This window comes from Solwaraspora sp. WMMA2065 (assembly GCF_030345075.1).
In the GTDB taxonomy this organism is placed as follows: Bacteria; Actinomycetota; Actinomycetes; order Mycobacteriales; family Micromonosporaceae; genus Micromonospora_E.
Window position 1 is genome coordinate 1,600,669 of sequence record NZ_CP128361.1, and the last position, 24,948, is coordinate 1,625,616.

General features: G+C 71.3%; 24 protein-coding genes. 16 read left to right on the plus strand and 8 right to left on the minus strand.

Annotated features, from left to right (window positions below):
* The first annotated feature begins 261 nt into the window (after positions 1–261).
* Both O7610_RS07490 and O7610_RS07495 read left to right on the plus strand, forming a co-directional pair.
* Complete coding sequence (locus O7610_RS07490; RefSeq protein ID WP_281555004.1) at positions 262–1,176, plus strand: ABC transporter ATP-binding protein; 915 nt, start codon at positions 262–264, stop codon at positions 1,174–1,176.
* 61 nt (positions 1,177–1,237) lie between these two features.
* Entirely contained in the window at positions 1,238–1,744 is a 507-nt protein-coding gene (locus tag O7610_RS07495; protein ID WP_281555005.1) for a roadblock/LC7 domain-containing protein, read from the plus strand.
* Between the two features lie 54 nt (positions 1,745–1,798).
* Here the strand turns inward: O7610_RS07495 and O7610_RS07500 are convergent, their stop codons facing one another.
* The 5 genes from O7610_RS07500 to O7610_RS07520 form a co-directional block, all read right to left on the minus strand.
* Positions 1,799–2,599 carry a hypothetical protein gene (locus O7610_RS07500; RefSeq protein ID WP_289212888.1) on the minus strand — a complete coding sequence of 267 codons (801 nt, stop codon included), beginning with the start codon at positions 2,597–2,599 and terminating at the stop codon, positions 1,799–1,801.
* A gap of 53 nt (positions 2,600–2,652) precedes the next feature.
* Positions 2,653–3,987 carry an IS607 family element RNA-guided endonuclease TnpB gene (tnpB, locus tag O7610_RS07505; protein WP_289212889.1) on the minus strand — a complete coding sequence of 445 codons (1,335 nt, stop codon included), beginning with the start codon at positions 3,985–3,987 and terminating at the stop codon, positions 2,653–2,655.
* The gene (locus O7610_RS07510; protein ID WP_281555008.1) at positions 3,984–4,565 is read right to left on the minus strand and encodes an IS607 family transposase; all 582 of its coding nucleotides are present in this window, start codon (positions 4,563–4,565) and stop codon (positions 3,984–3,986) included. Before O7610_RS07510 ends, tnpB begins: the two co-directional genes overlap by 4 nt.
* A gap of 226 nt (positions 4,566–4,791) precedes the next feature.
* Positions 4,792–6,006 (minus strand): D-arabinono-1,4-lactone oxidase, encoded by a 1,215-nt coding sequence (locus O7610_RS07515; RefSeq protein WP_281555009.1) that lies wholly within the window; start codon positions 6,004–6,006, stop codon positions 4,792–4,794.
* Positions 6,003–8,486: a glycogen debranching N-terminal domain-containing protein gene (locus O7610_RS07520; protein ID WP_281555010.1), complete on the minus strand. Its 2,484-nt coding sequence runs from the start codon at positions 8,484–8,486 to the stop codon at positions 6,003–6,005. The genes O7610_RS07515 and O7610_RS07520 overlap by 4 nt, the downstream gene beginning before the upstream one ends.
* Positions 8,487–8,694: 208 nt before the next feature.
* Here O7610_RS07520 and O7610_RS07525 point away from each other — a divergent pair, with 208 nt between their 5' ends.
* Positions 8,695–9,486 (plus strand): alpha/beta fold hydrolase, encoded by a 792-nt coding sequence (locus tag O7610_RS07525; protein ID WP_289212890.1) that lies wholly within the window; start codon positions 8,695–8,697, stop codon positions 9,484–9,486.
* On the opposite strand, the gene O7610_RS07530 is transcribed toward O7610_RS07525, so the two are convergent.
* Together O7610_RS07530 and O7610_RS07535 are read right to left on the minus strand one after the other, a co-directional pair.
* A complete protein-coding gene (locus O7610_RS07530) occupies positions 9,453–10,361 on the minus strand; it encodes an NAD-dependent epimerase/dehydratase family protein (RefSeq protein WP_289212891.1) in 909 nt (302 codons plus the stop codon). The genes O7610_RS07525 and O7610_RS07530 overlap by 34 nt on opposite strands.
* Complete coding sequence (locus tag O7610_RS07535) at positions 10,358–11,140, minus strand: sugar transferase (RefSeq protein WP_281555013.1); 783 nt, start codon at positions 11,138–11,140, stop codon at positions 10,358–10,360. The genes O7610_RS07530 and O7610_RS07535 overlap by 4 nt, the downstream gene beginning before the upstream one ends.
* 193 nt (positions 11,141–11,333) lie before the next feature.
* Between O7610_RS07535 and O7610_RS07540 the strand changes: the two genes are divergently transcribed.
* The 13 genes from O7610_RS07540 to O7610_RS07600 all read left to right on the plus strand — a co-directional run bounded on the left by O7610_RS07540 (position 11,334) and on the right by O7610_RS07600 (position 24,378).
* The gene (locus O7610_RS07540; RefSeq protein ID WP_289212892.1) at positions 11,334–12,317 is read left to right on the plus strand and encodes an AraC family transcriptional regulator; all 984 of its coding nucleotides are present in this window, start codon (positions 11,334–11,336) and stop codon (positions 12,315–12,317) included.
* Between the two features lie 59 nt (positions 12,318–12,376).
* On the plus strand, positions 12,377–13,090 hold the full coding sequence (locus O7610_RS07545) for an alpha/beta fold hydrolase (RefSeq protein ID WP_281555015.1): 714 nt from the start codon (positions 12,377–12,379) through the stop codon (positions 13,088–13,090).
* A gap of 39 nt (positions 13,091–13,129) precedes the next feature.
* Positions 13,130–14,575: an amidase gene (locus O7610_RS07550; RefSeq protein ID WP_281555016.1), complete on the plus strand. Its 1,446-nt coding sequence runs from the start codon at positions 13,130–13,132 to the stop codon at positions 14,573–14,575.
* A 298-nt stretch (positions 14,576–14,873) separates the two neighbouring features.
* The gene (locus tag O7610_RS07555) at positions 14,874–15,635 is read left to right on the plus strand and encodes a DeoR/GlpR family DNA-binding transcription regulator (RefSeq protein ID WP_281555017.1); all 762 of its coding nucleotides are present in this window, start codon (positions 14,874–14,876) and stop codon (positions 15,633–15,635) included.
* Entirely contained in the window at positions 15,632–16,576 is a 945-nt protein-coding gene (gene pfkB, locus O7610_RS07560) for a 1-phosphofructokinase (RefSeq protein ID WP_281555018.1), read from the plus strand. Before O7610_RS07555 ends, pfkB begins: the two co-directional genes overlap by 4 nt.
* Before the next feature lie 68 nt (positions 16,577–16,644).
* Complete coding sequence (gene mtlA, locus O7610_RS07565; protein ID WP_281555019.1) at positions 16,645–17,817, plus strand: mannitol-specific PTS transporter subunit IIC; 1,173 nt, start codon at positions 16,645–16,647, stop codon at positions 17,815–17,817.
* Positions 17,818–17,819: 2 nt separating this feature from the next.
* The gene (locus O7610_RS07570) at positions 17,820–18,128 is read left to right on the plus strand and encodes a PTS sugar transporter subunit IIBC family protein (RefSeq protein ID WP_281555020.1); all 309 of its coding nucleotides are present in this window, start codon (positions 17,820–17,822) and stop codon (positions 18,126–18,128) included.
* Positions 18,121–18,588, plus strand: coding sequence for a PTS mannitol transporter subunit IIA (locus O7610_RS07575; protein WP_281555021.1), 468 nt, complete (start codon positions 18,121–18,123; stop codon positions 18,586–18,588). Before O7610_RS07570 ends, O7610_RS07575 begins: the two co-directional genes overlap by 8 nt.
* Positions 18,585–19,625 carry a zinc-dependent dehydrogenase gene (locus O7610_RS07580; protein ID WP_281555022.1) on the plus strand — a complete coding sequence of 347 codons (1,041 nt, stop codon included), beginning with the start codon at positions 18,585–18,587 and terminating at the stop codon, positions 19,623–19,625. Before O7610_RS07575 ends, O7610_RS07580 begins: the two co-directional genes overlap by 4 nt.
* A 74-nt stretch (positions 19,626–19,699) precedes the next feature.
* Positions 19,700–20,011 carry an HPr family phosphocarrier protein gene (locus tag O7610_RS07585; protein ID WP_123601684.1) on the plus strand — a complete coding sequence of 104 codons (312 nt, stop codon included), beginning with the start codon at positions 19,700–19,702 and terminating at the stop codon, positions 20,009–20,011.
* Complete coding sequence (gene ptsP / locus O7610_RS07590) at positions 20,004–21,653, plus strand: phosphoenolpyruvate--protein phosphotransferase (RefSeq protein ID WP_281555024.1); 1,650 nt, start codon at positions 20,004–20,006, stop codon at positions 21,651–21,653. The genes O7610_RS07585 and ptsP overlap by 8 nt, the downstream gene beginning before the upstream one ends.
* Positions 21,654–21,701: 48 nt before the next feature.
* Positions 21,702–22,448, plus strand: a complete 747-nt coding sequence (locus O7610_RS07595; protein ID WP_281555025.1) for an SDR family NAD(P)-dependent oxidoreductase — start codon at positions 21,702–21,704, stop codon at positions 22,446–22,448.
* Positions 22,449–22,554: 106 nt separating this feature from the next.
* Positions 22,555–24,378, plus strand: coding sequence for a metallophosphoesterase family protein (locus O7610_RS07600; protein WP_281555026.1), 1,824 nt, complete (start codon positions 22,555–22,557; stop codon positions 24,376–24,378).
* Here the strand turns inward: O7610_RS07600 and O7610_RS07605 are convergent.
* Positions 24,315–24,890 carry a snapalysin family zinc-dependent metalloprotease gene (locus tag O7610_RS07605; RefSeq protein WP_289212893.1) on the minus strand — a complete coding sequence of 192 codons (576 nt, stop codon included), beginning with the start codon at positions 24,888–24,890 and terminating at the stop codon, positions 24,315–24,317. The genes O7610_RS07600 and O7610_RS07605 overlap by 64 nt on opposite strands.
* Between the last annotated feature and the right edge of the window lie 58 nt (positions 24,891–24,948).

Below are 24,948 nucleotides of genomic sequence, written 5' to 3' on the forward strand. Positions count from 1 at the left end.
CTGGGCACCACGAGAGGGAGTCAAGGGTGCGGCCAAGCCAGCGAACGGAGCTCGTCGACCAACGAAGGTCACCTCGAGTAGTCGAAAACCGGAAACAGATGCCAGTTCAGGCCATTGCACGTCACGGAAACTCGACGGGCCACTACCGAGAGTACCTAGCCGGCGGAGACTCGACACCAGGCCTTGATGTGGAACCGGAGCTTCGGTAAGGCTACCCTTCATGAAACGCGGGACGCGCCGACCGACGCCGAGGAGCAACCCATGACCAACCTCGCAGAACTGCCGGTGACTGCGTCCGGACCCGGACCGCGGGACACCCGACCTACCGGGAACTCACCCCGGCTACGGGCCCGGGCGCTGCGGCTCGGGTACGGCCACCAGGTGGTTGTCCCGCAGCTGGACCTGGACATCGTCGACGGATCGGTCACCGCGATCGTCGGGCCGAACGGCTGCGGCAAATCGACCCTGCTCCGCGCCCTCGGCCGGCTGCTGCGGCCCACCGCCGGGGAGGTACTCCTCGACGGCGAGCGGATCCAGCGGTTGCCGACCCGGGAGGTCGCCCGCCGACTCGGCATCCTGCCGCAGGCTCCGACCGCGCCGGACGGGCTCACCGTGGCCGATCTGGTCGCACGCGGCCGCCAGCCGCATCAGACCTGGCTGCGCCAGTGGTCCCGGGCCGATGAAGAGGTCGTCGCCCAGGCACTGGCCTGGACCGACCTCACCGATCTGGCCGAACGTCCGGTGGACACGCTCTCCGGCGGTCAGCGGCAACGGGCCTGGATCTCGATGGCACTCGCCCAGGGCACCGACATCCTGCTGCTCGACGAGCCGACCACCTATCTCGACCTGGCACACCAGATCGACGTACTCGAACTGGTGGACCGACTGCACCGGGAGGGTGGCCGCACCGTGGTGATGGTGCTGCACGATCTCAACCTCGCCGCGCGCTACGCCCGGCACCTGGTCGCGATGAAGGACGGACAGGTGCTGGCCAGCGGGGCCCCGGCAGAGATCCTGACTCCCGAACTGGTCCGGGAGGTGTTCGGGCTGCGGGTGCTGGTCATCGAGGATCCGGTGAGCGGCACCCCGCTCGTCGTCCCACTCGCCGCAGGCGCTGCCCGCGCCTCCACCGTGGATCAGAAATCTATTCCGGTGATTCGTGCCGTTACGCACTGACGGGTCGGGCCGAGGGTACTGTTTGGCCGGCAACGCGCACCGACCGAAAGAGAGACCCTCCATGGCATACCCCGTGGTCACCACTGGTGACGTCTCCCGGCTGCTGGACGACCTGGTGGACCGGGTGCCGCAGGCGCAACAGGCGGTGGCACTCTCCCCCGACGGAATCCTCCTGGCCTGGTCCAAAGGGGTCGACCACGAGCTGGGCGAGCAGTTGTCCGGCCTGGTGGCGGGTCTACGCGCCCTCGCCGTCGCGGTCGGTCAGCATGCCGACACCGGCCGGGTCCGGCAGATCGTCGTCCAGATGGGTACGGCGTTCCTGTTCATCGCCGCGACACCCGGCGGTGCGATCATCGCGGCCGTCTTCGACGCCGGCTCCGACATGGACTCGGTAGCCTACGAGGTGGCGCTGTTCGCCGGCCGGGCCGACCGGCACCTGCCGGCGTTCCCCGCGCCGGAGGAGGCCCCCGAGGCCGCCGTCCGCACCGCTGAGGCGCTCCTGCACGGCGGCGCACCGACGCTCGGCGCGCATGCCGCGGAGCGACAGGACCTTCCGACGCGGCGCTGAGCCGGTCAGCACCACCCACCGACTCGGCGCCGCGGTGAACGTCACAGCAACTGGTTACCGTCGGGTCACCGTGAGGTCGGCGACCCCGGCGACGGCATCGACATCGTAGCGGTCGGTGGCCTCCTCCCAGTCCGTCGAGGCCACCGTCTCGCCGCCGGCGACCCCGTCGCTCCGCTCGCCGTCCAGGTCGACGCTGCCCGCCCCGGAGCCCAGCCGGATCCGCACCGGCGTTTGCTGCGGCAACTCGATCCGCCAGGTACTGACCCCGCCGGACATCCGGACGTCGACCGTGCCGGACGGCTCCGGCAGCGCCAGGTCCAATGCGCTGGCACCGCCCGCGACGTCCACGTGGGAGACTCGGGCTCCGGTCAGATCGACCCGGGTGCGGGTTGCCCCGCCCGCCACCCGGACCGACCAGAGCAGATCGCTGTGGACGGTGACGCGCAGCTCGCCGGAACCGTTGTACCCGGTATCGGTCAGTCCGACCCGGACCACGCCGTCGGAGGTGGTCACCTCCGGCGCCGCCGCACCGCCGACCGGAGTCTCCGCCCGCAGCAGCTGATCACCGAGATCAGCGGCCACCACCCGAATCTCTGGCGCACCGTCGGGAATCTCCAGCCGCGCCTCGGACCGCCCCTCGCGTGGTGTCTGCACCGTCCACGCCACGTCGCCGTCGGTAACCGGGCGTGAGCCCACTGCGTTCACCACCACCGCCACGATCGTCGCCGCCACCAGCAGGGCGGCGACGACGGCGACGGCGATCAACGCCCGGCGCGACGTCCCCGGTGGCGTGCCGTCCGGCACGTCCGCCGGCCGGTCGGTGGACGGTTCGTTGCTGGCTACGGTCGGTTGCACGGCTCCGTTACCTCTCAGTGGGCTTTAGTGAGCGCACGGTTGGTAGTCCTGCCTTACGGTAGGACGGTCCCGGTCTGATCCGCTTGAGCGGTGCCGGGTTCACGCTTCACGGCCACCTGCCCGCGTGTGCGGGTCTTCTGGTCGGCTCCACGTGCTGCCACCGGGCCACTCCCGGCGGTTGCCGCCGCAAGGGCGGCCAGGTTCACAGCGGCGTTGCGGTCACGGTCGATGACTAGACCGCACGCCTCACACCGGTATTCACGCTCGGACAGGGCCAGCTTGGTTTTCACCGTGCCACAGCCCGAGCAGGTCTTACTGGACGGGTACCAGCGGTCGGCCACCACAAGCCGGCCGCCGTTCCGTCCGGTCCTGTACGCCAACTGGCGGCGGATCTCCGCGAATCCGGCGTCGGCGACGTGCCGGGCCAACCGCCGGTTGCGCAGCATGCCGGTGACGTTGAGGTCTTCCACCACAACGGTGCCGTACGTCGTGGCGAGTCGGGTGGTGAGCTTGTGCAGCCCGTCACGGCGCAGATGAGCGACCCGGGCGTGAGCGCGACCGAGCCGGCTCGCGGCCCGTTCCCACCGCTTCGAGGGACGTCGTCCGGTACGCCGGTCCGGGCCCTGCTTGCGCGACAGCGTCCGGCCGAGCGCATGCATCCGTTGCCGCGCGGCCACGAGGTGGCGCGGGTTGTCGACCAACTCGCCGGTGGACAGCACCGCGAGATGCCGGATACCGACGTCCACACCAACCACCGAGCCGGGTCGGGCCGGGCTGCGTTCGGCGCGTTCGACCTCGACGGTGAACGACACATGCCACCGTCCGCCATCACGACGCACTGTCGCGGACATGATCCGGGCGGTGCCGGCTTCAATACGGCGGGCGAGCTTGCGGGCGGACTCGTGCAACTTCAACCGGCCCAGCCGGGGTAGCACCACGTGCATCCGGTCCGGTTCGACCCGGATCGCCCCGGTGGTGAACCGTACGCTGGGCGTGGTACGGCGGCGGGACTTGAACCGGGGGAAACCCGACGGCCGACCGGCGCGTTTCCCGCTGCGGGAGTCAGTCCAGTTCTTCAACCCGCGAGCGAGCGCGTCGAGGCCGGTGTTGAACGCCTCCTTCGACACCTCACCCCACCACGGCGCGACTTCGGGCTTCGCGGCGTTCCATGCCTTCCGAAGACCGGCCAGCGACCAGGACAGTGACGGCGTCAGCAACTCGTCTGGTACGCCGTAGGAGCGTTCGGCGATGCGCTGGTCCATGACCGCCTTGACCTTCGCGAGCGCCCAGTTGTGGGCGAGCCGGGCGGCCCCAGCGTGTGCAAGGACGTCGCGTTCCTGGCGCGAGGTGAGGTCGAGGGCGAACCGGTACGCCTGGATCGTTTTCACGCCGGGCCACTCTCGGTGGCGGCTTCGACCGCCCGGCGGGCACGGTTCGCGCCAGCGCGACGCCCGTACAGGCGGGCGCACAACGACGTCAGGATCTCCGTCACGTCGCGGACCAGATCATCGTCGACCTCAGCCGGGTCGACCACCAGCAGTCGGCGGCCCTGCGCGGCCAGCGCCGCCTCAACGTACTCGGCCCCGAACCGGGCGAACCGGTCCCGATGCTCAACCACGATCGTTGCCACCTTCGGGTCGCGCAGCAGCGCGAGGAACTTCTTGCGGTGCCCGTTCAACGCGGATCCAACCTCGGTCACCACCCGGTCGACGCCGAGTTTCCGCCCGGTGGCCCACACGGTGACCCGGGCGACTTGCCGGTCCAGGTCGGATTTCTGATCGGCTGAGGACACCCGGGCGTACACCACGGTCTGCCCCGTCTCGGCCGACGTGCCGGTGACCGGCTCACCGACCATGATCAGTCGACCGATCCGGTAGGTGGGAACAGGCAGCGTCCCGGCTGCGTACTGTCGCCGAGCGGTGATGTACGCGATGCCGGTCGACGCTGCCCACTCCTTGAGGTTCACGCGAGCATCATAGCAGCTTCAAGAGCGCCATAGATGCCCGGAGCGCCAACAGTCAGCTACCCCACTCCAGTTCCTGCCCGCCCGTGGCGCGGCGGGTTTGTGGCCCGTCGATGCGGCGGACGGTGCCCCTGCTACCCGGTTGCGGGACGGGGCAATCTTAGGCCCGCCGGATGGGGCCGGACCTGCGAGCCCGGTCACCGGCCCCACCAGCAGCCGAGCAGCTCGGTCACAGGCTCAGCAGCCGACGCAGGTAGTCGGTGAGGAACCGCCCGTCGGGATCGAGTCGCTCACGGACGGCGAGGAACCGGTCCGCCTGCGGGTAGCGGGCAAGCAGGTCCCGGCCTTCCAGCCCGTGGATCTTCGCCCAGTGCGGCCGCCCATCATGGGCCAGGAAGATCGGTTCCATGTCGGCGAAGAACTCGCGGTACGGCAGCGTCGCGTTCTGGTGCACCGAGATGGTGATGCTGTCCCGACCGTACGCCGGGCTGAGGAACGCCTGGTCGGCGGCCACATAGCGGTAGAGGACCCGCCAGGCGGCGTGCTGCCGGTGCCGGGTCCGGATCCGGTGCCGGACCTCTCGGAAGCAGGCCGGACCGGCCGCGGCCGGAACGAAGTACTCGATCTCGTGGAAACGCAGGGACCGCCGCTTGATCAGCGCGGCGTCGCTGGAGCCGGTCCGTTCCTCGGTGCAGCCGCTGCCGGGCAGCGTGTCCGGGCCGGGATCGTCGGTAATCGGGTTCACCGTCCGCAGGTGCGCGTCGTCACGCCGCGGATACCAGTAGAAGTCGACGTTGCGGTTGACCTTCAGCAGCTCGTCGAACGTGGTCAGGCACGCCTCCACCGGCAGGCCCCACTCCCGCCGCCGGGCCTGGAACGCGGGGACCAGCCGGGTCCGCAACGCGGTGAACACACCCAGCACGCCGAGCGACACCTGGGCAGCCGGCAACAGGTCGGGGTCGCCGTCGGCGTCGATCTGCACCGGTTGTCCGGCCGCGGTGACCAGTCGGACCCCGGTCACCTGGGCGGACAAGTTCGGCAGGCCGAGGCCGCTGCCGTGGGTGCCGGTCGAGACGGCACCGGCGAACGCCTGGGTGTCGACGTCGCCGAGGTTCGGCATCGCGAGTCCGTGGTGGCGCAGCTGACGGCCCAGGTCGTGCAGCCGGGTGCCGGCACCGACCCAGATCTGCCGGTTGTGCGGCGGTTCGAGTACCCCGGCGGGCAGCCGGTCCAGGCTCAGCAGGATGTCCCCGGTCTGCACGAGCGGCGCGGACGAATGCCCGGCGCCAACCGGCCGTACCGTCACCGCCTGCTCGGCGGCGGCGCGCAGGACGCGGCACAGCGCGGCGACCGACTCCGGCCGGGCCACCGTGGCCGGCTCGAAGGTCAACCCACCGGACCAGTTGCGCCAAGTCGTGGTAGCGGTGACAGACGGCGAGGTCACAGCGCCGCCCGCAGCGGGTCACCGGGGCGGCGGGTGCGGCGACGCGGCCGGGCGAGGTCCCGCCGGCCCCGGCCCAGCGCATCCAGCATCCCCCAGCATCCCGGGATGTCGTGCAGCTCGATGTGGCCCATCCCCTCCGGAACGGCCGGGTCGATGATCAGATCCCCGTCGTAGGGGTCGAGACCGAGCAGCACCCGCAGGAACAGCAGCGTCGCGCCGGCCGAGGTGGCATGCGGGCTGCCCGCGGCGGAGTACGGGACGGGGTACTTGGTCAACGACCGGTCGTAGCCGGCGAAGCACTCGGGCAGCCGGGCCCCGAAGTACTGCGACGCCTCCAGCACCGCCCCGGCCACCCGGGCCGCCTCCTCCCGGTAGCCGTACCGCCACAGTCCCCAGGCGATCAGGGAGTTGTCGAACGGCCAGACCGAACCGGTGTGGTAGCCGACCGGGTTGAACCGCCGCGCCCCAGTGGCGAGGGTGCGGATCCCCCAGCCGCCGAACAGTTGCGGACCCATCAGGTGCCGCACGACCGACCGCGCCTTGGTGGGTTCGGCGATGCCGCTCCACAGTAGGTGCCCGATGTTGGAGGTGAGCGCGTCGACCGGACTGCCGTCGGCCTGCAGCGCGTGGGCGTAGTAGCCGCGGTCGGCAAGCCAGAAATCCCGGTTGAACCGGTCTCGCAGCTCGGTCGCCTGCTTCTCGAGCTGGTCGGCGAAGGCGTGGTCGCCCCAGCAGATCCTGGCCAGCCGGGCACCACGCATCCGCGCGTCGTACACGTAGCCCTGAATCTCGCAGGTCGCCTGCGGGAAGGTTGCCTCCCGCCCATCGTGGAAGCTGATCGCACCGGGTGAGCACTTCCAGCTCTGGTTCAACAGCCCGGTCCGGGTCGGCCGGGGCCCATACCAGACGTAGCCGGTGCCGACGAGGTCTGCGTGCCGGTCGATCCAGTCCAGTGCCGCGCGGGCCTGAAACTCCATGTCGCGCACCAGTGCGGTGTCACCGGTCCACCGTTCGTACTCGTCGAGAAGCACAATGAACAGGGGTGTGGTGTCCGCGGCGGAGAAGTCGGCGGCGTGCGAGACCTCGTTGAACAGCGCGGACTCGGCGTACCGGCTCTCCTGGGGGATCTTGCCGGGCTGTTCGGCCCGGAACGGATCCTCGCGGGTACCCTGTGCCAGCGCCATGATCGCCAACGCGGGAATCGTGGTGGTGGGCAGGAACGGTAGCGTCTGCAGGCAGCTGATCAGGCTGTCCCGGCCGAAAAACGTCATGAACCAGGGCATGCCCGCCGCCGGCAGCATGTCACGGAAGTTGACCCCCTTGTAGCGCAGCGCCGCCAGGTCGACGACGCTCTGCTGGTACGCCTCCCGTAACGGTTCATGGTCACAGGTCAGTTTCGGCGCACTGGCCATCCACTGGTCGAGTTCCCGTTGCACCTCGGGCTTGGGCCGCTCGGCGTAGCTGCGCAGACTCTCGCGCAGATCGCGGTTTCCGGCCCCACGGACGAAGGTCTTCACCGTCAGATCGGTGTACCAGGTGTCGTGGGCGTCGAGGGCCAGCTCGAAGGTCAAGCCACCGGGATCGATGCGGGCCGGCACGCTGCTGGACAGGATCGTCTCACGGAAATAGGTGCCCCGCTCGTAGCGGAACCGCAGCGCGTCCGGCTCGGCCGTAACCGCGATCTCGCGTTCGGTGTGGTAACCCTCCTTGACCTCCAGCACCTCGGCGAAGTCGGCCGCCGCGTCGATGCGCAGGCTCAGCTGGACGGGCTCCTCCCGGTGGTTGAACACGGCTATCTGCTCGGTTAACGCGTCGCCGATCCAGCGGTGCCGGAACACCGAGATGGTGGCGTCCACGTAGTGCGTCGGCTCTCCCGGCACCTGGAAGAACCGCGACTCGAAGTACTGCAGGTCGTCGATGGACAGCGTGTTCATCCGTTGCCCGTCGACGGTCAGCCGCCAGTAGGACAGGAAGCGGGTGTCGTAGAAGAACAAGCCGAACGGTGCGGATGGCACCGGTTCGATGTCGCCCCGCCGGTCGCTGACCATGAACATGTTTCCGTAGAGGATGCTGACCGGCTTCGCGGTGGCCGACCGAGCGCCGACCGGCTCGGCGACCGGCCGGGCCCTCGACTCCGCCCCGGCGCTGTCCGCGTGCAGCGGCAGCAGGCGGCGGAAGGTCAGGAACAGCGGCAGATCGCCCCGGACCGACACGCCGTTGCGCAGCAGCAACGAGATGGTGTTCTCCCGGCCGTCGATCAGTGCCTGGAAGGTCTCCACCGAGGTGTCGATGGTGCAGTCGACCCGCTTCGGGTCACGCTCGAGCACGGCATGCCCGTCATGATAGGTAACCGACCAGCTGCGGACACCGCCGTCCGGGGTGGTGAGGTTGAACCGGATCGTGCCACTGGCCGGGGGCGGCAGTCGACCGTCGCCGCGCGTCTGGAGACCGTCGAAGAACCGACCGATCACGTCGGTCATCGCCGCTCCCCTCAGTCGTCCTCGGTCGGTCCACCTGGGTGCCAGCATGACCCGTCTACCACCCGCAGGGGATCACCCAGTGCGGGTGATCCGTGACCGACAGGAGACGGGCCGTAGACCACGGATGCCGAAAGTAACCAGATGAGGCACAATGATTACAGGCCGTATCGAGGGCGCGGCATGTGCCGAAGCGAAGGAGGCCAACGACATGAGTCACGACCGCACGGCCGCCGGGATGCGCTACTGGCAGACCGGCCGCGGCCGACAGGATGTACTGCTCGTGCATGGGTGGTGCTGCAACCACCGGTTCATGAAGCCCCTCGCCGCCCGTCTGGCCAGCTGGCGGCGACGGATCATCTCGGTGGACATGCGGGGACACGGCGCGAGCCCGGCCGGGGACCGCGGCTTCAGTGTTCCCGAGCTCGGTGCGGACCTGCGGGACCTGATGATCGAGCTCGAGATGGACGACGTCGTGCTGATCGGGCACAGCATGGGCGGGGTCTGGTCGTTGGCCGCAGCCGCGCAGGCGAGCGACCGGGTCGCGGCGCTGCTGCTGTTAGACGCGTCGGTGGCCGTGCCGCCCGGCACGACGGAGCAGGTGGCCGCGCTGGCGGAGTCCATCCGCGGCGAGGACCCGCGCCAGGCCCGGATCGACATCATCCGGTCGTTCTTCATTCCCGAGTCGGACCCTCGGCTGATCGACTGGGCGATCGACCAGATGCTACGGCCGAGTGACACCGTCGCCGCCGCCACCCTCGACGGTCTCGCCGACTTCGTCGAGGCCGGTGGCGACGCCGCGCTGACCGCGTGGGGACGCCGGCTGCTGTACATCGGTGGCCCGGCACCGTTCGCCGACTACGGACGGTTGCGGGAGCTGGTACCCGAGGCGGTGATCGGGCAGGTGGTGGGTTCCGGCCACTTCTTCCAGTTCGAGGTGCCGCGGCAGACCAACTCGATGGTGAGTCGCTACCTACGGCTGTGGGGGCCACCATCGTGGTAATCCGCCAGCAGCGCTTTTACCGAGTCCGTCAGGTCGTAGCTGGGTGACCAGCCGAGCACCTGCCGGGCGCGGCTGATGTCGGCGCACATCCAGGGAACGGCGGCGGACCGGCTCACCGTCGGGGAGAACTCCCCCAAACCGAGTTCACCGCTGTGACCAGCTGCCCGGGCCAGACAGGTGACCGCGTCCCGGACCCCGACCGGCCGCCCGCCGCCCACGTTGAACAGTCGGTAGGGCAGGTGGGTGGCGAGCGCGGCGGCGCGGACCGCAGCGGCGATGTCACGTAGGTCGACGAAGTCGCGCACAGTGTCCAGCAGCCGCATCGCCAGCGGTGACCGTCCGCCGACGCGCAGCAGATCAGCCGCCCGCCCCAGCGCGCTGTCCACCGGCAGACCCGGACCAACCGGGTTGAACACCCGCAACGTGACGACCTCGACCCGTTCGTCGGTGCTGACCAGCTCGCCGAACTGGGTGGCGGCCAGGTGGCTGAACCCGTACGCGCTCACCGGGTTGGCCGGGTCGTCCTCGCGCACCGGGCGGCCACTGGGCACGACGCCGTACTCGGCGGCGGAACCGAGCCGTACCAGCCGGGTGCCCGGCACGACGTCGACCATCGCCTCGGCGAGCGCGGCCACGGCCAGTAGGTGGATCCGGAGTAGCTCGGCATTGTCACCAACGGTGCGGCCGGCGCAGTTGACCACGACGTCCGGCCGGACGGCCGCGAGCAGCCGGGCGAGTTCGGTCACGCTCGCCGTGGCGAGATCGCAGTCGGCCCGGGTCGGTGCGGTCACCGCCGCGTCCGCCATCAGCGCAGCGTGGATCTGCCGACCCAGCAGTCCGGTGGAGCCGAAGAGCAGGATCCTGGTCCGGCTCAACTGCGGCACCGGCCGGCCAGGTCACCGCGGGGTCGACGGAAGGTGGCTGCCGAGCCGTCGGGTGCCGTGGCCAGGACCGGGTCGGCCGGGACGGTGCTGGCCCCGACGGGGTCCGGCGGCGTCGGGGTCCCGGTGAACTCGTGCCAGGTGACCGACCCTGGCGCGGCGATCCCTTCCCGGCGCAGCACCACCCGGACGGTCTCGACCATGATCCGCAGGTCGAGCCGGAGGCTGCGGTTGTCCACGTACTCGATGTCGTAGGCGAACTTGTCCTCCCAGGCCAGCTCGTTGCGGCCGCGGACCTGGGCGAGGCCGGTGATACCGGGTCGCACCTCATGCCGTCGGGCCTGCGAGGGTGTGTATATCTCCAGGTACTTCACCAGATGGGGACGCGGGCCGACCAGGCTCATCTCACCGCGCAGTACGTTCCACAACTCGGGCAGTTCGTCGAGGCTGGTGGCGCGCAGCCAGCGGCCGACCGGCGTTAGCCGGTCGGCGTCGGTGACCAGGCCGCGGGCCGGATCCACCTCGAGCATGGTGCGAAACTTGACCATCTCGAAGAGCTCGCCGTCCCGGCCGGGCCGCACCTGCCGGAAGAACACCGGCCGGCCCAGCGTGACGAGGATGAGCAGGGCGACCCCGGCCAGCAGCGGCGCGCCGACGACCAGGGCGGTCGCCGCGCCCACCACGTCGAGCACCCGCTTGACCCGGTCATAGCGGCGGGGACGACTGGTCGGCATCGTCGGTTCGGCTGCGAGGCAGGCCGCTGGCGAGGTCATGGACGGGCCTCCGGAAGTAGCTGCTCAACTGACAAAAGCTTTGTAACAGAATGAATAAGACTAAGCGTGTCGTTCGCCGTAAATCGGAACATCGGTTGAGCCGCTGCCGTCGGCTCGGGTGACGACGGGACCCGGACCAGTACGCTGATCGGCAGGTCAGCAGCACCGACCAGGCCGGCCGAGGGAGGGACGCGTGCCGCTGCGACGCCAGGGTTTCGACGGGCCGGCCGGGCTGCACGAGTTCAACTCCGCGCTGCGACACACCTTGGTGCAACAGACCGTCACGATCCGCGATCCAAGCCGATTCCGCGCCCGCATCACCGAGGTACCACTGGGATCCTTGCGGCTCATCTCCGCCGCGGTCGGCGCGCTGCACTCCTCCCGCCGACCGCACGACACCACCGACCCCAACGCCGCCGATGCGGTGTTCCTGCTGCTCGGCCAGCGGGCCACCGGCACCATCACGCACCGGGGTGGCACCGACCCGATCGGCCCGGACCGGCTGGTCGTCGTCCCCGGCCCGGAGACGTTCGACGTCGACTACCCAGCACCGGCCCACGTACTGTTCGTGGCCCTGCCCCGCGCACTCGTCACGGCCCGCTACCCCGGCCTCGACGGACCGGTGCGCTCCGCGATGTTGGGTCCGGTGGGCCGGGCGTTGTGTCGGCAGTTGCCACACCTGATGACCGCAGCCGCGGCCGCCGGGGCCGGGCAGCGAGCGGAGGTCGCGACCATGGTCGACACCGTCATCACCGCCACGCTGTTCGGTGCCGGCGTCGCCGTCGACGCCGACCCGTTGGCCGCGCTGCGCACCGCGGCCGAGCGGCTGATCGAGCACTCGCTGGCCGAACCGGCGTTGTCGGTGCCGTGGCTGGCCCGCCGGCTGGCGGTGTCCCCCCGGCAGCTGCACCGGGCGTTCGCCGCCGGCGGCACCACCCCGTACCGATGGATCCGGCAGCGTCGGCTGCACGCCTGCGCTGTCGCGCTAGCCGGGTCCGACGTCCCGGTCGCGCAGCTAGCCCACCGATACGGCTTCGCGTCGGCGTCGCATCTCGGAGCGCTCTTCCGCGCCCGGTACGGCGCACCACCCGCACAGTGGCGCAGCGAACACCGCGCCGACGGGCCGGCCGGCCAGCGCGGGCAGGATCCCGACAGCGATCCGGCGCGCCGGCGATAACCCTGCGTACGCAGGCCGGCCTACCGTCAGGCCCACCGACCGCGACGGAGGCACCCGAGATGCGTTTCGTTCTCGTCCACGGATCCTGGCACGACGGCAGCTGCTGGGACGGCGTCCGGCAGGTACTCACCGCCGCCGGACACGAGGTCCACACACCCACCCTGCCGGGCAACGGCACCAACGCCGACCCTACGGTGACCTTCGCCCGGACCGCCGGTGCCGTCACCGACCTGATCCGGCGGTCCGACCTGCGCGACGTGGTGCTTGTCGGGCACAGCCTCGGCGGCGCGGTCGTACAGGCCGTCGCGGTGGCCGTACCGGACCGGCTCCGCCGGCTGGTGTTCCACAACGCGTACGTCCTCGCCGACGGCGACACCGTCTTCCAGCATGTGCCACCGTCGGCCGCCGCCGCCTTCACCAGCCTGGCTACTCCGGAAGGCACCCTGATGCTGCCGTACGGGGCGTTCCGCTCGTTCATCAGCGACGCCGACGAGCAGACCGCCCGGGTCGCCTACGCGCGGCTGACCCCGGAGCCGCTGGCCCGGGCCGCGGAACCGGTCGCGCTGCCCGGATTCGCCGACCTGCCGGTCCCCCGTTCCTACCTGTACGCCGTCGACGACGTCGCGTTCCCGCCGGACGAGTTCCGTTGGCATCCCGGCCAGTCGCAGCGGCTCGGCGAATTCCGGCTGGTCGAGATGCCGGGTTCGCACGAGGTGCTGTTCACCGATCCGCAGTTGCTGGCGGCGAAGCTGATCGAGGCGGCAGCGGACTGACCACCCGTCGACCGGGTGGCAACCGAGCGGGAGGCGGGCATGGAACTGCTGGACGGGTCGATCACCGAGCTGACTGCCGCCGTACGGTCCGGTCAGGTGCCCGCTCGAGAGGTCGTCGACGCAGCGGTACGCCGCATCGAGGAGCGTGACGCCGGGCTCAACGCGGTGGTGGCGGTCGACTCCGGGCCGGCGTTGCGTCGCCTGGCCGCCGCCGGTGGCCGACCGGTCGGGCCGCTGGCCGGGCTGCCGTACCTGGTCAAGGATCTGCACGCCGAGGTCGCCGGCTTTCCGTTGACCCGGGGCAGCCGGCTGGCCGTCGGCCTGGCACCGGCCGGCACGAGCACGTTGCTGCGCCGGCTGGAACAGGCCGGAGCGCTGATCATCGGACGGACCAACTCGCCGGAGTTCGGGCTGAACATCACCACAGAACCGGTGCTGCACGGGCCGACCCGCAATCCGTGGCGGCCGGACCGGTCCGCCGGTGGTTCCAGCGGCGGCGCGGCGGTAGCGGTGGCCGCAGGGATGGTGCCGGCGGCGCACGCCAGCGACAGTGGCGGGTCCATCCGGATCCCGTCGGCCTGGTGCGGCACCATCGGCTTCAAGCCGACGCGGGGCCGCAACCCTGCCGGCCCGTACCGGATGGACGACTGGTCGGGGCTCAGCCACGAACACGCCATCACCCGCACCGTCGCGGACTCCGCGTTGTTGCTGTCGGTCAGCAGCGGGATGGCCGCTGGCGAGCCGTACCCGGTGGACGGTGTCCAGTGGACCGGTCCGGCTGGTTCGGGCCCCGGCCGGGTCCTACGGGTCGGACTGCTCACCGAGGCACCCGGCGGCGCCCCGGTGCATCCGGCGTACCGGGCTGCCGCCGAGTCCGTCGCCGCCGAGCTGGCCGCCGCCGGTCACCGGGTGGTCCCGATCGGGCCGGTGGAGCCGGCCGGCCGGCTCGGGCCGGTGCTCGGTGCGGTCATCGCCGGTCATCTGGCCGCCGCGGTCGACGATATCTGCGCCGCCACCGGACGGTACGCCGGGCCGGACACCCTGGAACCGGCGGTGCTCGACCTGGTGCAGCGGGGACGGCGGGCCGACGCCCGTACCCAGGTCCGGGCGACCACGGCACTGCGCCGACTCGCCGGTGAGTTGGCTGCCGTCCTCGACGGCGTGGACCTGCTGCTCAGCCCGACCACCGCGCAACCGGCGCCACCGCTCGGGCAGCTGCACACCGACCGGCCGGGCAGCGAGCTGTTCCGGGAGATCTTCGCGATCTCCCCGTTCGTGGGGATGTTCAACGTGACCGGCGGACCGGCGATCAGTCTGCCCTGGGGGCGTGACAACCTCGGGATGCCGATCGGGGTGCAGCTCGGCGGACGGCCGGGCGACGACCTCGCCGTCCTCGCCGTGGCGGCAGCGTTGGAGGCGACCCGACCCGACCTGGTCAGGCCCGGCCCGGCAGCGGCGGCCCCGGGTCACGGCGTCCCGGCCTGACCCTTGGTCAGGCCCGGCCCCGCCGGGCTGACCCTGGCCGGCCTGCGTCGGCGGGCCGACCTACCCCATTCGCTGCGGTCGGCGCAGCCAGGCAGACAGCCATGTTCGGGTGGGCGACCGGCGGACGGCCGGTGGATGAGCGGATCCCCGTCCGCGGCCTGCCAACCCAGTTGCGGCACCGCCGGTTCCGCAGGTCAACCGACAGGTCAAGATCCGAATTCGTTCGACACCCCTCTTGACATCCAACAGAGCCGGGCGTAAACAAACCTGAAGCAAAACGAAACGGCGGTGAAACCACATGTACGCCGAGGAACGGCAGCAGGAGATCGTCCGGCTGGCCCGGGCCGACGGGCGAGTCGACGTGACCGCGCTTGCCGAGTCACTCAACGTGACCGCCGAGACGATCCGGCGCGATCTCACCACCCTCGAGCGGGCCGGCGTGCTGCGTCGGGTGCACGGCGGTGCGATCCCGGTCGAACGGATCGGCTTCGAGCCCGCGCTCGCAGCCCGGGACGCGGTGCTGACCACCGAGAAGGAACGGATCGCCAAGGCCGCGCTGGCCGAGCTGCCCCACGAGGGCGCGATCATCCTGGACGCCGGCACCACCACCGCCCGGCTGGCCGCGATCCTGCCGGCCGACCGGGAACTCACCGTCGTGATCAACTCCCCGGCGCTGGCCACCGTCCTCGGTGCCCGCAGCAACCTCAACGTCCTGTTGCTGGGCGGTCGGGTACGCGGTCGCACGATGGCCACCGTCGACGACTGGGCCCTTCGCCCGCTCGCCGACGTCTACGTCGACGTGGCCTTCATCGGTACCAACGGTTGCTCCGTCGAACGTGGCCTGACCACACCCGACCCGGCCGAGGCGGCGGTCAAGCGGGCGATGATCGGCGCCGCCCGCCGGTCGGTCGTGCTGGCCGACCACACCAAGATCGGCAACGACTACCTTGCCCGGTTCGGCCGGCTCGCCGACATCGACACGCTGATCACCGACAACGGCCTCAACGCGGACCTCGTCGCCGAGGTGGAGTCGGCCGGGCCACGGGTGGTGCGGGCATGATCCTCACGCTCACCCTCAACCCCAGCCTGGACCGCGCCGTCGAGATCGACGACCTGGTCCGCGGCGAGGTCATCCGGGCCACCGGCGCCCGCCTCGACCCCGGTGGCAAGGGCGTCAACGTGTCCCGGGCGCTACTGGCCAACGGCGTACCGTCGGTCGCCGTGCTGCCCTGCGGCGGCGACGAGGGCGGTCAACTCGTCCGGCTGCTGGCCGCCGAGGGGGTCGAGGTGGTCGCCGTGCCAATCGCCGGGCAAACCCGGTCCAACATCACCCTCGCCGAGCCGGACGGCACCGTCACCAAGGTCAACGAGCCCGGTCCGACCCTGAGCCGGGACGAATTCGACGCGATCACCGCCCGGCTGCTGGACACCGCGCACCAGGCCGACTGGGTGGTGGTCTGCGGCAGTCTGCCACCCGGGCTGCCGGTGGACGGGTTCACCGCGCTGTGCCGGCAGTTGCTCGACGCCGGGCTCCGGCTCGCCGTCGACACCAGCGGCCCACCGCTGCGGGCCGCCGCCGAGGCCGGAGCCGATCTGGTCAAACCCAACCAGGAGGAGCTGGCCGAGGCCGTCGGGCGGCCGCTGGACGCCCTCGGCGACGTGGTCGACGCCGCCCGACAGGTCCGCGCATGGGGTGCCGGCACCGTGCTGGCCAGCCTCGGGGCGCAGGGTGCCGTGCTGGTCGACACCGACGGGGTACGCACCGGCGACTCCCCCGTCGACCAGCCGCGCAGCACGGTCGGCGCCGGTGACGCGCTGCTCGCCGGTTTCCTCGCCGCCGGTGCCAGCGGGCCGGACGCCCTCGCCGAAGGGCTGGCCTGGGGGGCGGCGGCGGTCAGCCTGCCGGGCAGCCGGATGCCGGGGCCGGCCGACCTGCGCCGGCACACCGTACGACTGCACCCCCGACCGGATGACCTGCAACAACTCGTCACCCAAGGATGACCCGTCACCTCGATACCCCAGACCGATCGCCTACTCCCTACCCCCGCACATAGAAGGAGCAGCAGACCATGGCCACCGACTACACACCCCAGGTGCAGGGCACCGGGGTAAAGGCCACGATCCAGAGAATCGGCGGCTACCTCGCCGGCATGGTGATGCCCAACATCGGCGCGTTCATCGCCTGGGGTCTGATCACCGCGCTGTTCATCCCCACCGGATGGATCCCCAACGCGACCATGGCCGAACTGGTCGGGCCGATGATCTCGACGCTGCTGCCGATCCTGATCGGCTACACCGGCGGCCGGCTCGTGCACGGCCAGCGCGGCGCGGTGGTCGGCGCGGTCGCCACGGTCGGCATCATCGTCGGTGCCGACGTACCGATGTTCCTCGGTGCGATGATCATCGGCCCGCTGACCGCGTACCTGCTGAAGCTCTTCGACGGCCTGGTCGAGGACAAGATTCCGGCCGGCTTCGAGATGCTGATCAACAACTTCTCCGCCGGCATCATCGGCGGTGGCATGGCACTGGTCGGTATCTGGGTGATCGGCCCGGTGGTGCAGGCCGTCACCGACGCCGCCGGCTCCGCAGTGGACTGGATGGTCGGCCACAGCCTGCTGCCGTTCGTGTCGATCCTGGTCGAGCCGGCCAAGGTGCTGTTTCTCAACAACGCGATCAACCACGGCGTGTTCGGACCGCTGGGCGTCGCCGAGGCCGCCGAAGACGGTAAGTCCATCCTGTTCATGATCGAGTCGAACCCCGGGCCGGGTCTCGGCCTGCTGGTCGCCTTCCTCCTGTTCGGGCCCCGGCTGCTGCGCGCCAGCACCCCGGCGGCGATCATCATCCACTTCCTCGGCGGCATCCACGAGATCTATTTCCCGTACGTGCTGATGAAGCCGCGGCTGATCCTCGCCATGATTGCCGGTGGCGCGGCCGGTGTCTGGACCTTCATGGTCACCGGTGCCGGTCTGGTTGCCACCCCGTCGCCGGGCAGCATCTTCGCCTACCTGGCGGTCACCCCGCGAGGGGGCTGGTTCCCGGTCCTGCTCGGCGTGATCATCTCGGCGGCGGTCTCCTTCGCGGTCGCCTCGGTGCTGCTCGGCTTCGGTCGGGGCGAGGGCAAGGAACCGGTAGAGGAGAACACCGGTCCGCAGGCCGCCACCCCGGACACGCCCGCCGCCGCGCACGCGTACCACGCCACCCCGACCGCCGGTACCCACCGGCCGACCGCCACGGAGGCATGACGATGGCCACCATCGATGCCCAGAGCATCCACAAGGTCGTCGTCGCCTGCGACGCCGGCATGGGCAGCAGCGTCATGCTCGCCAGCCAGCTGCGCAAGCAGCTCAAGAAGCAGCAGGTGACCGTCGAGCACACCCCGGTCAACTCCATTCCGGCCGACGCCGACGTCATCGTCTGCCACCAGGGGCTCGCCGACCGGGCCCGCGTCAGCGCGCCCGGCAAGGTGGTCGTCCCGGTGCAGATCTTTCTCGGCGACCCGGCCGTCGCCCGGCTGGTGGCCGTGGTGCAGCAGGGCGGCCAACTCGATGGTTGAACCGCAATCGGACCCCGGCGCTCTGCTCGAGCGCCGGGCCGTCCGGCTGAACGAACATGCCGGCGACCGGGTCGCCGCCGTGCGCCGCTGCGGCGAGGTGCTGGTCGAGCTCGGTGCGGTCACCGAGGAGTACGTCGCCGCGATGCTGCAGCGCGAGCAGTCCATCTCCACCTATGTCGGGGAAGGTGTGGCGATCCCGCACGGCACCCTGGCCGGCAAGGAGGCGGTACGCCGCGACGCGCTCGCCGTGCTGCGCTTCCCCGACGGGGTGGACTGGGCCGGATCCCCGGTCACCGTCTGCGTGGCGATCGCGGCGCGCGGCGACGGCCACGTGGAGTTGCTTGCCGCCCTCGCCCAGATCCTGCTCGACCCGGAACAGGCCCGCGAGCTGCGTGAGGCCACCGAGATCGACGACGTGCTCCGGCTGCTCGCGCCGGTAGGAGAGGAGAGCTCCACATGAAGGTCGTCCGGTTCCACTCCCCCGGCGACGTCCGGATCGAGGCGGCACCGCAGCCGCAGCCCGGCCCCGGCGACGTGTTGATCCGCGTCCGGGCCTGTTCGACCTGCGGCACCGACGTCAAGATCCGCAACTACGGTCACCACCACCTCGCCCCGCCCCGGGTGATGGGCCACGAGATTGCCGGCGAGGTCGTCGAGGTCGGCGCCGAGGTCGCCGGGTGGCACGCCGGCGACCGGATCCAGGTGATCGCGGCCATCCCGTGCGGCACCTGCGGCGAGTGCCGGCGCGGCCGGATGACGGTCTGCCCCAACCAGGAGTCGATGGGCTACCACTACGACGGTGGGTTCGCCGAGCACATGGTGGTCCCGGCCAAGGTGCTCGCCGTCGACGGGCTCAACCGCATCCCGGACGGGGTCGGCTACGCCGAGGCGTCGGTGGCCGAGCCGCTCGCCTGCGTACTCAACGGGCAGAACCTGGCCCGGGTCGGCCCGGGCGACGACGTCGTCATCATGGGCTCCGGCCCGATCGGCTGCCTGCACGTACGGCTGGCCCGCTCGCGCGGCGCCGCCCGGGTCTTCCTGGTCGATGTCAACCGTGAGCGGCTCGATCTGGCCGCCGCGCTGGTGCATCCCGACGCCACCGTCTGCGGTGCCGAAACCGACGTGATCGACGAGATCAAGAAGTTGACCGACGGACGCGGCGCCGATGTGGTGATCACCGCGACCGCCGCCGGCGTCGCCCAGGAACAGGCGCTGCAGATGACCGCCCGGCAGGGCCGGATCAGCTTCTTCGGCGGTCTACCCAAGGACAAGCCGGTCATCGCCTGCGACTCCAACCTGGTGCACTACCGGGAGCTGACCATCGTCGGTGCCAACGGCTCCAGCCCGTCGCACAACGCCGAGGCGCTCGCCCTGATCGCCAGCGGCGCGGTTCCGGTCGCCGATCTGATCACCCACCGGCTGCCGTTGGACCGTGCCCTCGACGCCTTCGACGTGGTCGCCCGCGGCGAAGCCATCAAAGTCACCATCGAGCCCTGACCCGGGAACCCAACGAACCCGTGACCCGGGAACCCAACGAACCCTGACCCCCACCAGGGACAAAGGAGGCAGACATGCCTACCCGTACCGTCACCGTCGGCTCCGCCAGCGGCCTGCACGCCCGGCCCGCCGCGTTGTTCGTCGCCGCCGCCGCAACCGCACCGGTGCCGGTGATGATCAGCACCGCCGGCCGACCGGCGGTGCCGGCCCGCAGCATGCTCTCGGTGCTCTCCCTCGGCGCGAAGCAGGGCACCGAGGTAACCCTGGAGGCCGACGGTGACGGCGCCGACGCCGCGCTCGACGAGCTTGCCGCGTTGCTCGCCCGCGACCTCGACGCCGAGCCCGGCGGTGACGGCGCCGGTGCCACGGCGGCCGGTCGTGGCTGAGCTGCACACCGGGCTCGGCGTCAGCACCGGGCTGGCCGCCGGCCCGATCCACCGGGTGGCCAAGGCACCCAGGCTGCCCGCGCCGGTGCCGGTCGACGACCCAGCAGCCGAGGCGGACCGGGCGGTCGCCGCCCTGGTGGCGGTCGCCACCGAGCTGGGCCGGCGGGCCAGCACCGCGACCGACCCGACGGCGGCGGAGATCCTGCGGGCGCAGGTGATGATGGCTGAGGACCCGGTGCTGCACGAGGCGGCACGTGCCCGCGTGGCCGCCGGTGCCGGCGCGCCGCACGCCATCGACGCCGCGCTCGCCGAGCACCGGGCGGCGTTCGCGGCCGCCGGCGGGTACCTCGCCGAACGGGTCGCCGACCTGGACGACCTGCGCGACCGGGCGGTCGCGGTCTGCCTGGGCGAACCGATGCCCGGCGTGCCCGACCCGGGCGTGCCGTTCATCCTCAGCGCCCAGGACCTGGCCCCGGCCGACACCGCCGGGCTCGACCCGGCCCGGGTGCTCGCCCTGGTCACCGCAGCCGGCGGGCCGACCAGCCACACCACCATCGTGGCCCGCGCGCTCGGGTTGCCGGCGATCGTACGGTGCCCGGGCATTCTCGACGTGCCGGACGGCACCCTGGTCACCGTGGACGGCACCACCGGCGACGTCACCGCCGGAGTCGACGACGACACCGTCGCCGAGACCCGCCGACGGGAACAGCACCGCCGGGCGGAACTGGCCGCCACCAGCGGCCCGGGACGCACTGCCGACGGACATTCGGTGGCCCTGCTGGCCAACGTCGGCTCCGCCGCCGACCTCATCGACGATGTGGAAGGCGTCGGCCTGTTCCGCACCGAACTGCTCTACCTGGACCGGGCCGAGCCGCCCGGCCACGACGAGCAGGTCACCGCGTACGCGAAGGTGTTCACCGCCGCCGGTGACCGCAAGGTGGTGCTGCGGACCCTGGACGCCGGTGCGGACAAGCCGTTGCCGTTCCTGCACGCCGGCGAAGAGCCGAACCCGGCGCTCGGCGTACGCGGGCTACGGACCGCCCAGCGCCGCCCCGAGGTGCTGCGCACCCAGCTCGACGCGATCGCACAGGCCGCCGGGGCCACCGGAACCGAGGTGTGGGTGATGGCACCGATGGTGACCACGCCGGCGGAGGCGGCCGAGTTCGTCGAGCTGGCCCGCGCCGTCGGGCTACCCACGGTAGGCGTGATGGTGGAGGTGCCGGCTGCCGCGCTGCGGGCCGGGGCGCTGCTGCAGCACGTCGACTTCCTCAGCATCGGGACCAACGACCTGAGCCAGTACGCATTCGCCGCCGACCGGCTCTGCGGCGACCTGGCCGACCTGCTCGACCCGTGGCAGCCGGTCCTGCTGGAGCTGATCGCCACCTGCGCGCAGGCCGGCGCGGCCGCCGGCAAACCGGTCGGGGTCTGCGGTGAGGCGGCCGCTGACCCGGCCCTGGCTGTGGTGCTGACCGGGCTCGGGGTGTCCAGCCTGTCGATGTCGGCCCGGTCGGTGCCGGCAGTGCGGGCCGCGCTCGCCGCGCACACCCTGGACGACTGTCAGCGCCTGGCCCGGGCCGCGCTGGCCGCGCCGGACGCGGCGGCCGCCCGCGCGGCGGTCTCAGCCGGCCCGGCCGCCGGCTGACCGCCGGTCGACGTTGACGCGGCCGCGGACCGGCCGCAGGATCAGTGCATGAGTCGGACGATCCTGGTCACCGGGGCGCGACGCGGCATCGGCGCGGCCCTCGCGACCGGTCTCGCCACACCCGGGACAGCCCTGGTGCTGCACCACCTGGCCGCCGCCGACGAGGCAGAGACCGTCGCCGCACGGTGCCGGGCGGCCGGCGCGCACGCCCGGATCGTCGAGGCGGACCTGTCGGTCCCCGCCGAGGTGCTGGCCTTGGCCGAGGCGGCTGGGCCGGTCGACGTACTGGTCAACAACGCGGCGCGGGCGTCCAACGTCTGGATCGACGAGTTGCCGCTGGCCGAATGGGAGGCGACGTTCGCGGTCAACGTCACCGCCCCGATGCTGCTCAGCCAGGCCTTGGCGGCGGGGATGCGGGCCCGTGGCGGCGGCCGGATCATCAACGTCACCTCGGCCACGGTCCGCCTGGGCGGCCCGTCCGGGCCGTCGTACGTGTCGAGCAAGGCAGCACTGGTCGGTCTCACCCGTTCGCTGGCCCGCGCGTTCGGACCCGACGGCACGACGGTCAACGCGATCTCGCCGGGCGCGATCCGAACCGAGGGCGAACGAGAACTCGCCGGGAACGCCCCGGTCGACGAGGCCGCGGTCGACGCCGCGATCCTGCACCGGCAGGCGGTGCAGCGCCGGCTCGACCCCGACGACATGGTCTCCACCGCCCGCTTCCTCGCCAGCCCCGACTCCGGTGCGGTCACCGGCCAGGTGATCGAGGTCGGTGGCGGGCTGGTACACCGCTGACCCGCCGGGTACAGGCGTTCATCCGCTGGTCAGCGTCGCTCGACGGTGCTGTTCACCTGTGCCGAGGATGCTGCGGCTCGTCTGATCCCCGCAGCGTGGAGGCATCGTGTCCAGACCGATCTGGCAGTTCACCGCGATCGTCGCGGTCCTGACCCTACTGATGGGCGCGGCGGCGCCGTCCGGGGCGAGCGCCGGCGCTGGTGCCGACCCGGTCCTGCTCACCGAACCGTTCCTGCAGTCCCCGGCGAAGAACTCCGTCCGGGTTGTCTGGCTGACTGAGTTCGCCGGTCGGCACCACGTCGTGGTGGTCGGTGACCGGGCCGACGAGCTCAACCGGGCCGAGCTACGGGCCGCGGCCACCGGCGGCAAGATCCGGGGCGTACGGGTGTTCCGGGCCCGGACCGGCGAGTTGTCCCGGGTGGCGGAGGACGCCGCCTCGCAGATCCCGGACCCGCCGACGCAGATCACCCGGCGGCACATCTGGCGGCACGAGGCGACCGTACGCGGCCTCGGCGTGGGCAGCCGGACGCCGTACCGGGTGGTGTCAATCGAGCGTGGTGCGATGGTCGCTTCCGACACCTACACCCTGGCGCCCGCCGCCGCCCCCGGCCAGCCGCAGAAGATCCTGCTGACCAGCGACCACCAGTCGATGCCGAACACCCCGGCCAACCTGCAGAAAGCGGTCGAGACGGTCGGCCGGGTCGACGCGGTGTTCCTCGCCGGGGACCTGGTCAACATCCCGGACCGGGCCTCGGAGTGGTTCGACGACCAGCGCGGCGGGGCGTTCTTCCCGGCGCTGCAGGGCCGGGCGTCGCGTACGGTCGGCGGGGTCACCTGGACCGGCGGTGAGATCCTGCAGCACGCGCCGATCTTCCCGGCGATCGGCAACCACGAGGTGCAGGGCCGCAGTGGGCTGCCGACGCTGAACGAGTCGTTCAACGCGCCGGTGCCGCGTGAGGTGGCCGAGGCGGCATACCGCAAGGTCGCCAGGCAGGTGAACCCGCGGAACAACCGCAAGATCAAGGAACGCTGGATCCTGGAGAACTCGTTCAACACCGAGACCTACGAGGAGATTTTCTCCCTGCCGACCAGCGGGCCGGGCGGGGAGCGCTGGTACGCGACGACCGTCGGCGACGTCCGGTTGATCTCGCTGTACGCCACCCGGATCTGGCGGGGCACCGGTATCGCCGCCGACCCGGCGAACTGGCAGCGGACCCGGTACACCGAGGCACCGGCGAGCACCGACGACCTGCTCGCCCAGGGCTGGGGTTCGCACATCTTCGAGGAAATCGGCGTCGGCAGCCGGCAGTACCGGTGGTTGCAGCGTGAGGTGGCCAGCCGGCAGTTCCGGGACGCGAAGTACACGGTGGTGATGCTGCACGAGGGCCCACACGGGCTGGGCGACAACGTCAACCCGCCGTTCACCGACCCGGTGCGCACCGAGCAGACCGACACCGACGGCAACCCCCTGGTCCGGTACGACTACCCACAGGCGGACAACGTGCTGACCCGTGACGTCGCCCCGCTGCTGGAGTCCGCCGGGGTGAACCTGGTGCTCAACGGCCACTCACACCTGTGGAACCGGTTCACTGCCGAGTCCGGCACCCACTACCTGGAGACCTCTAACGTGGGCAACTCGTACGGTGCGTTCCACCCGCTGTCGGGCCGGTCCCGGCCGGTCCCGCCGGCGCCGTGGAACCCGGACAACTACCTGGCCCAGGGCAACCCGGGCGGGTTGGAGCCGCAGGTGCCGACGGTCGCGCCGCTGACCGACCCGGCCGGTACGCCGTTGCCGTTCGTGCAGAGCAACGACTACTCGGTGTTCAGCGTCCTGGACACCGGCACCGGCGAGGTGACCAGCTACCGCTACGACATGCGTACCCCCGATGTCGCACCGGTCGTGCTGGACCGGTTCCCGCTCGGCGCCTGATCGGTGACTGTCGCGGCGGCGCGGGCGAACAGTTGGTCGACCCGGGCCGCCTCGGCGGCGCTCGGGTAGGCGTTGCGGCAGGACACCGGCGCGCTGCTGCCGGACATCAGGTCGGAGCAGAGCCCGGTACGCCGGTCCGGCAGCCCGAGGATGTGTCCCCACTCGTGGGTGGCGATCCGGGTCCGGTCGTAGCCCTGGTCCACTGCCTGGGTACCCATGTAGATGCGGCCGGCGCCCAGCCGGGTGACGTACGCCCGGGGCCAGCCGCTGTCGACGTAGATGACGACCGACGCCGGGCTGCCCGGCTGCAGCCGGACGTTGTCCACGCTGCTGTTCCAGATCTGCGCGGCCTGGGCGAAGTTGGTCGCGAACTGGCCGGCGCGGCTCGCGTCGTAGTAGATCGTGGTCACTGCGGCCGAGGCCGGCGCGGTGGCCACGACCTGGACACCGATCAGCGACAGGATGACGGTGACCGTCGCGAGGATCGCCCGGACGGTGCGTTGTCTCAACATGGCGTGCCTCCTTGGAAACGGGCCGCGATACCGGCTGGCATCGACTGACATCGCTCAC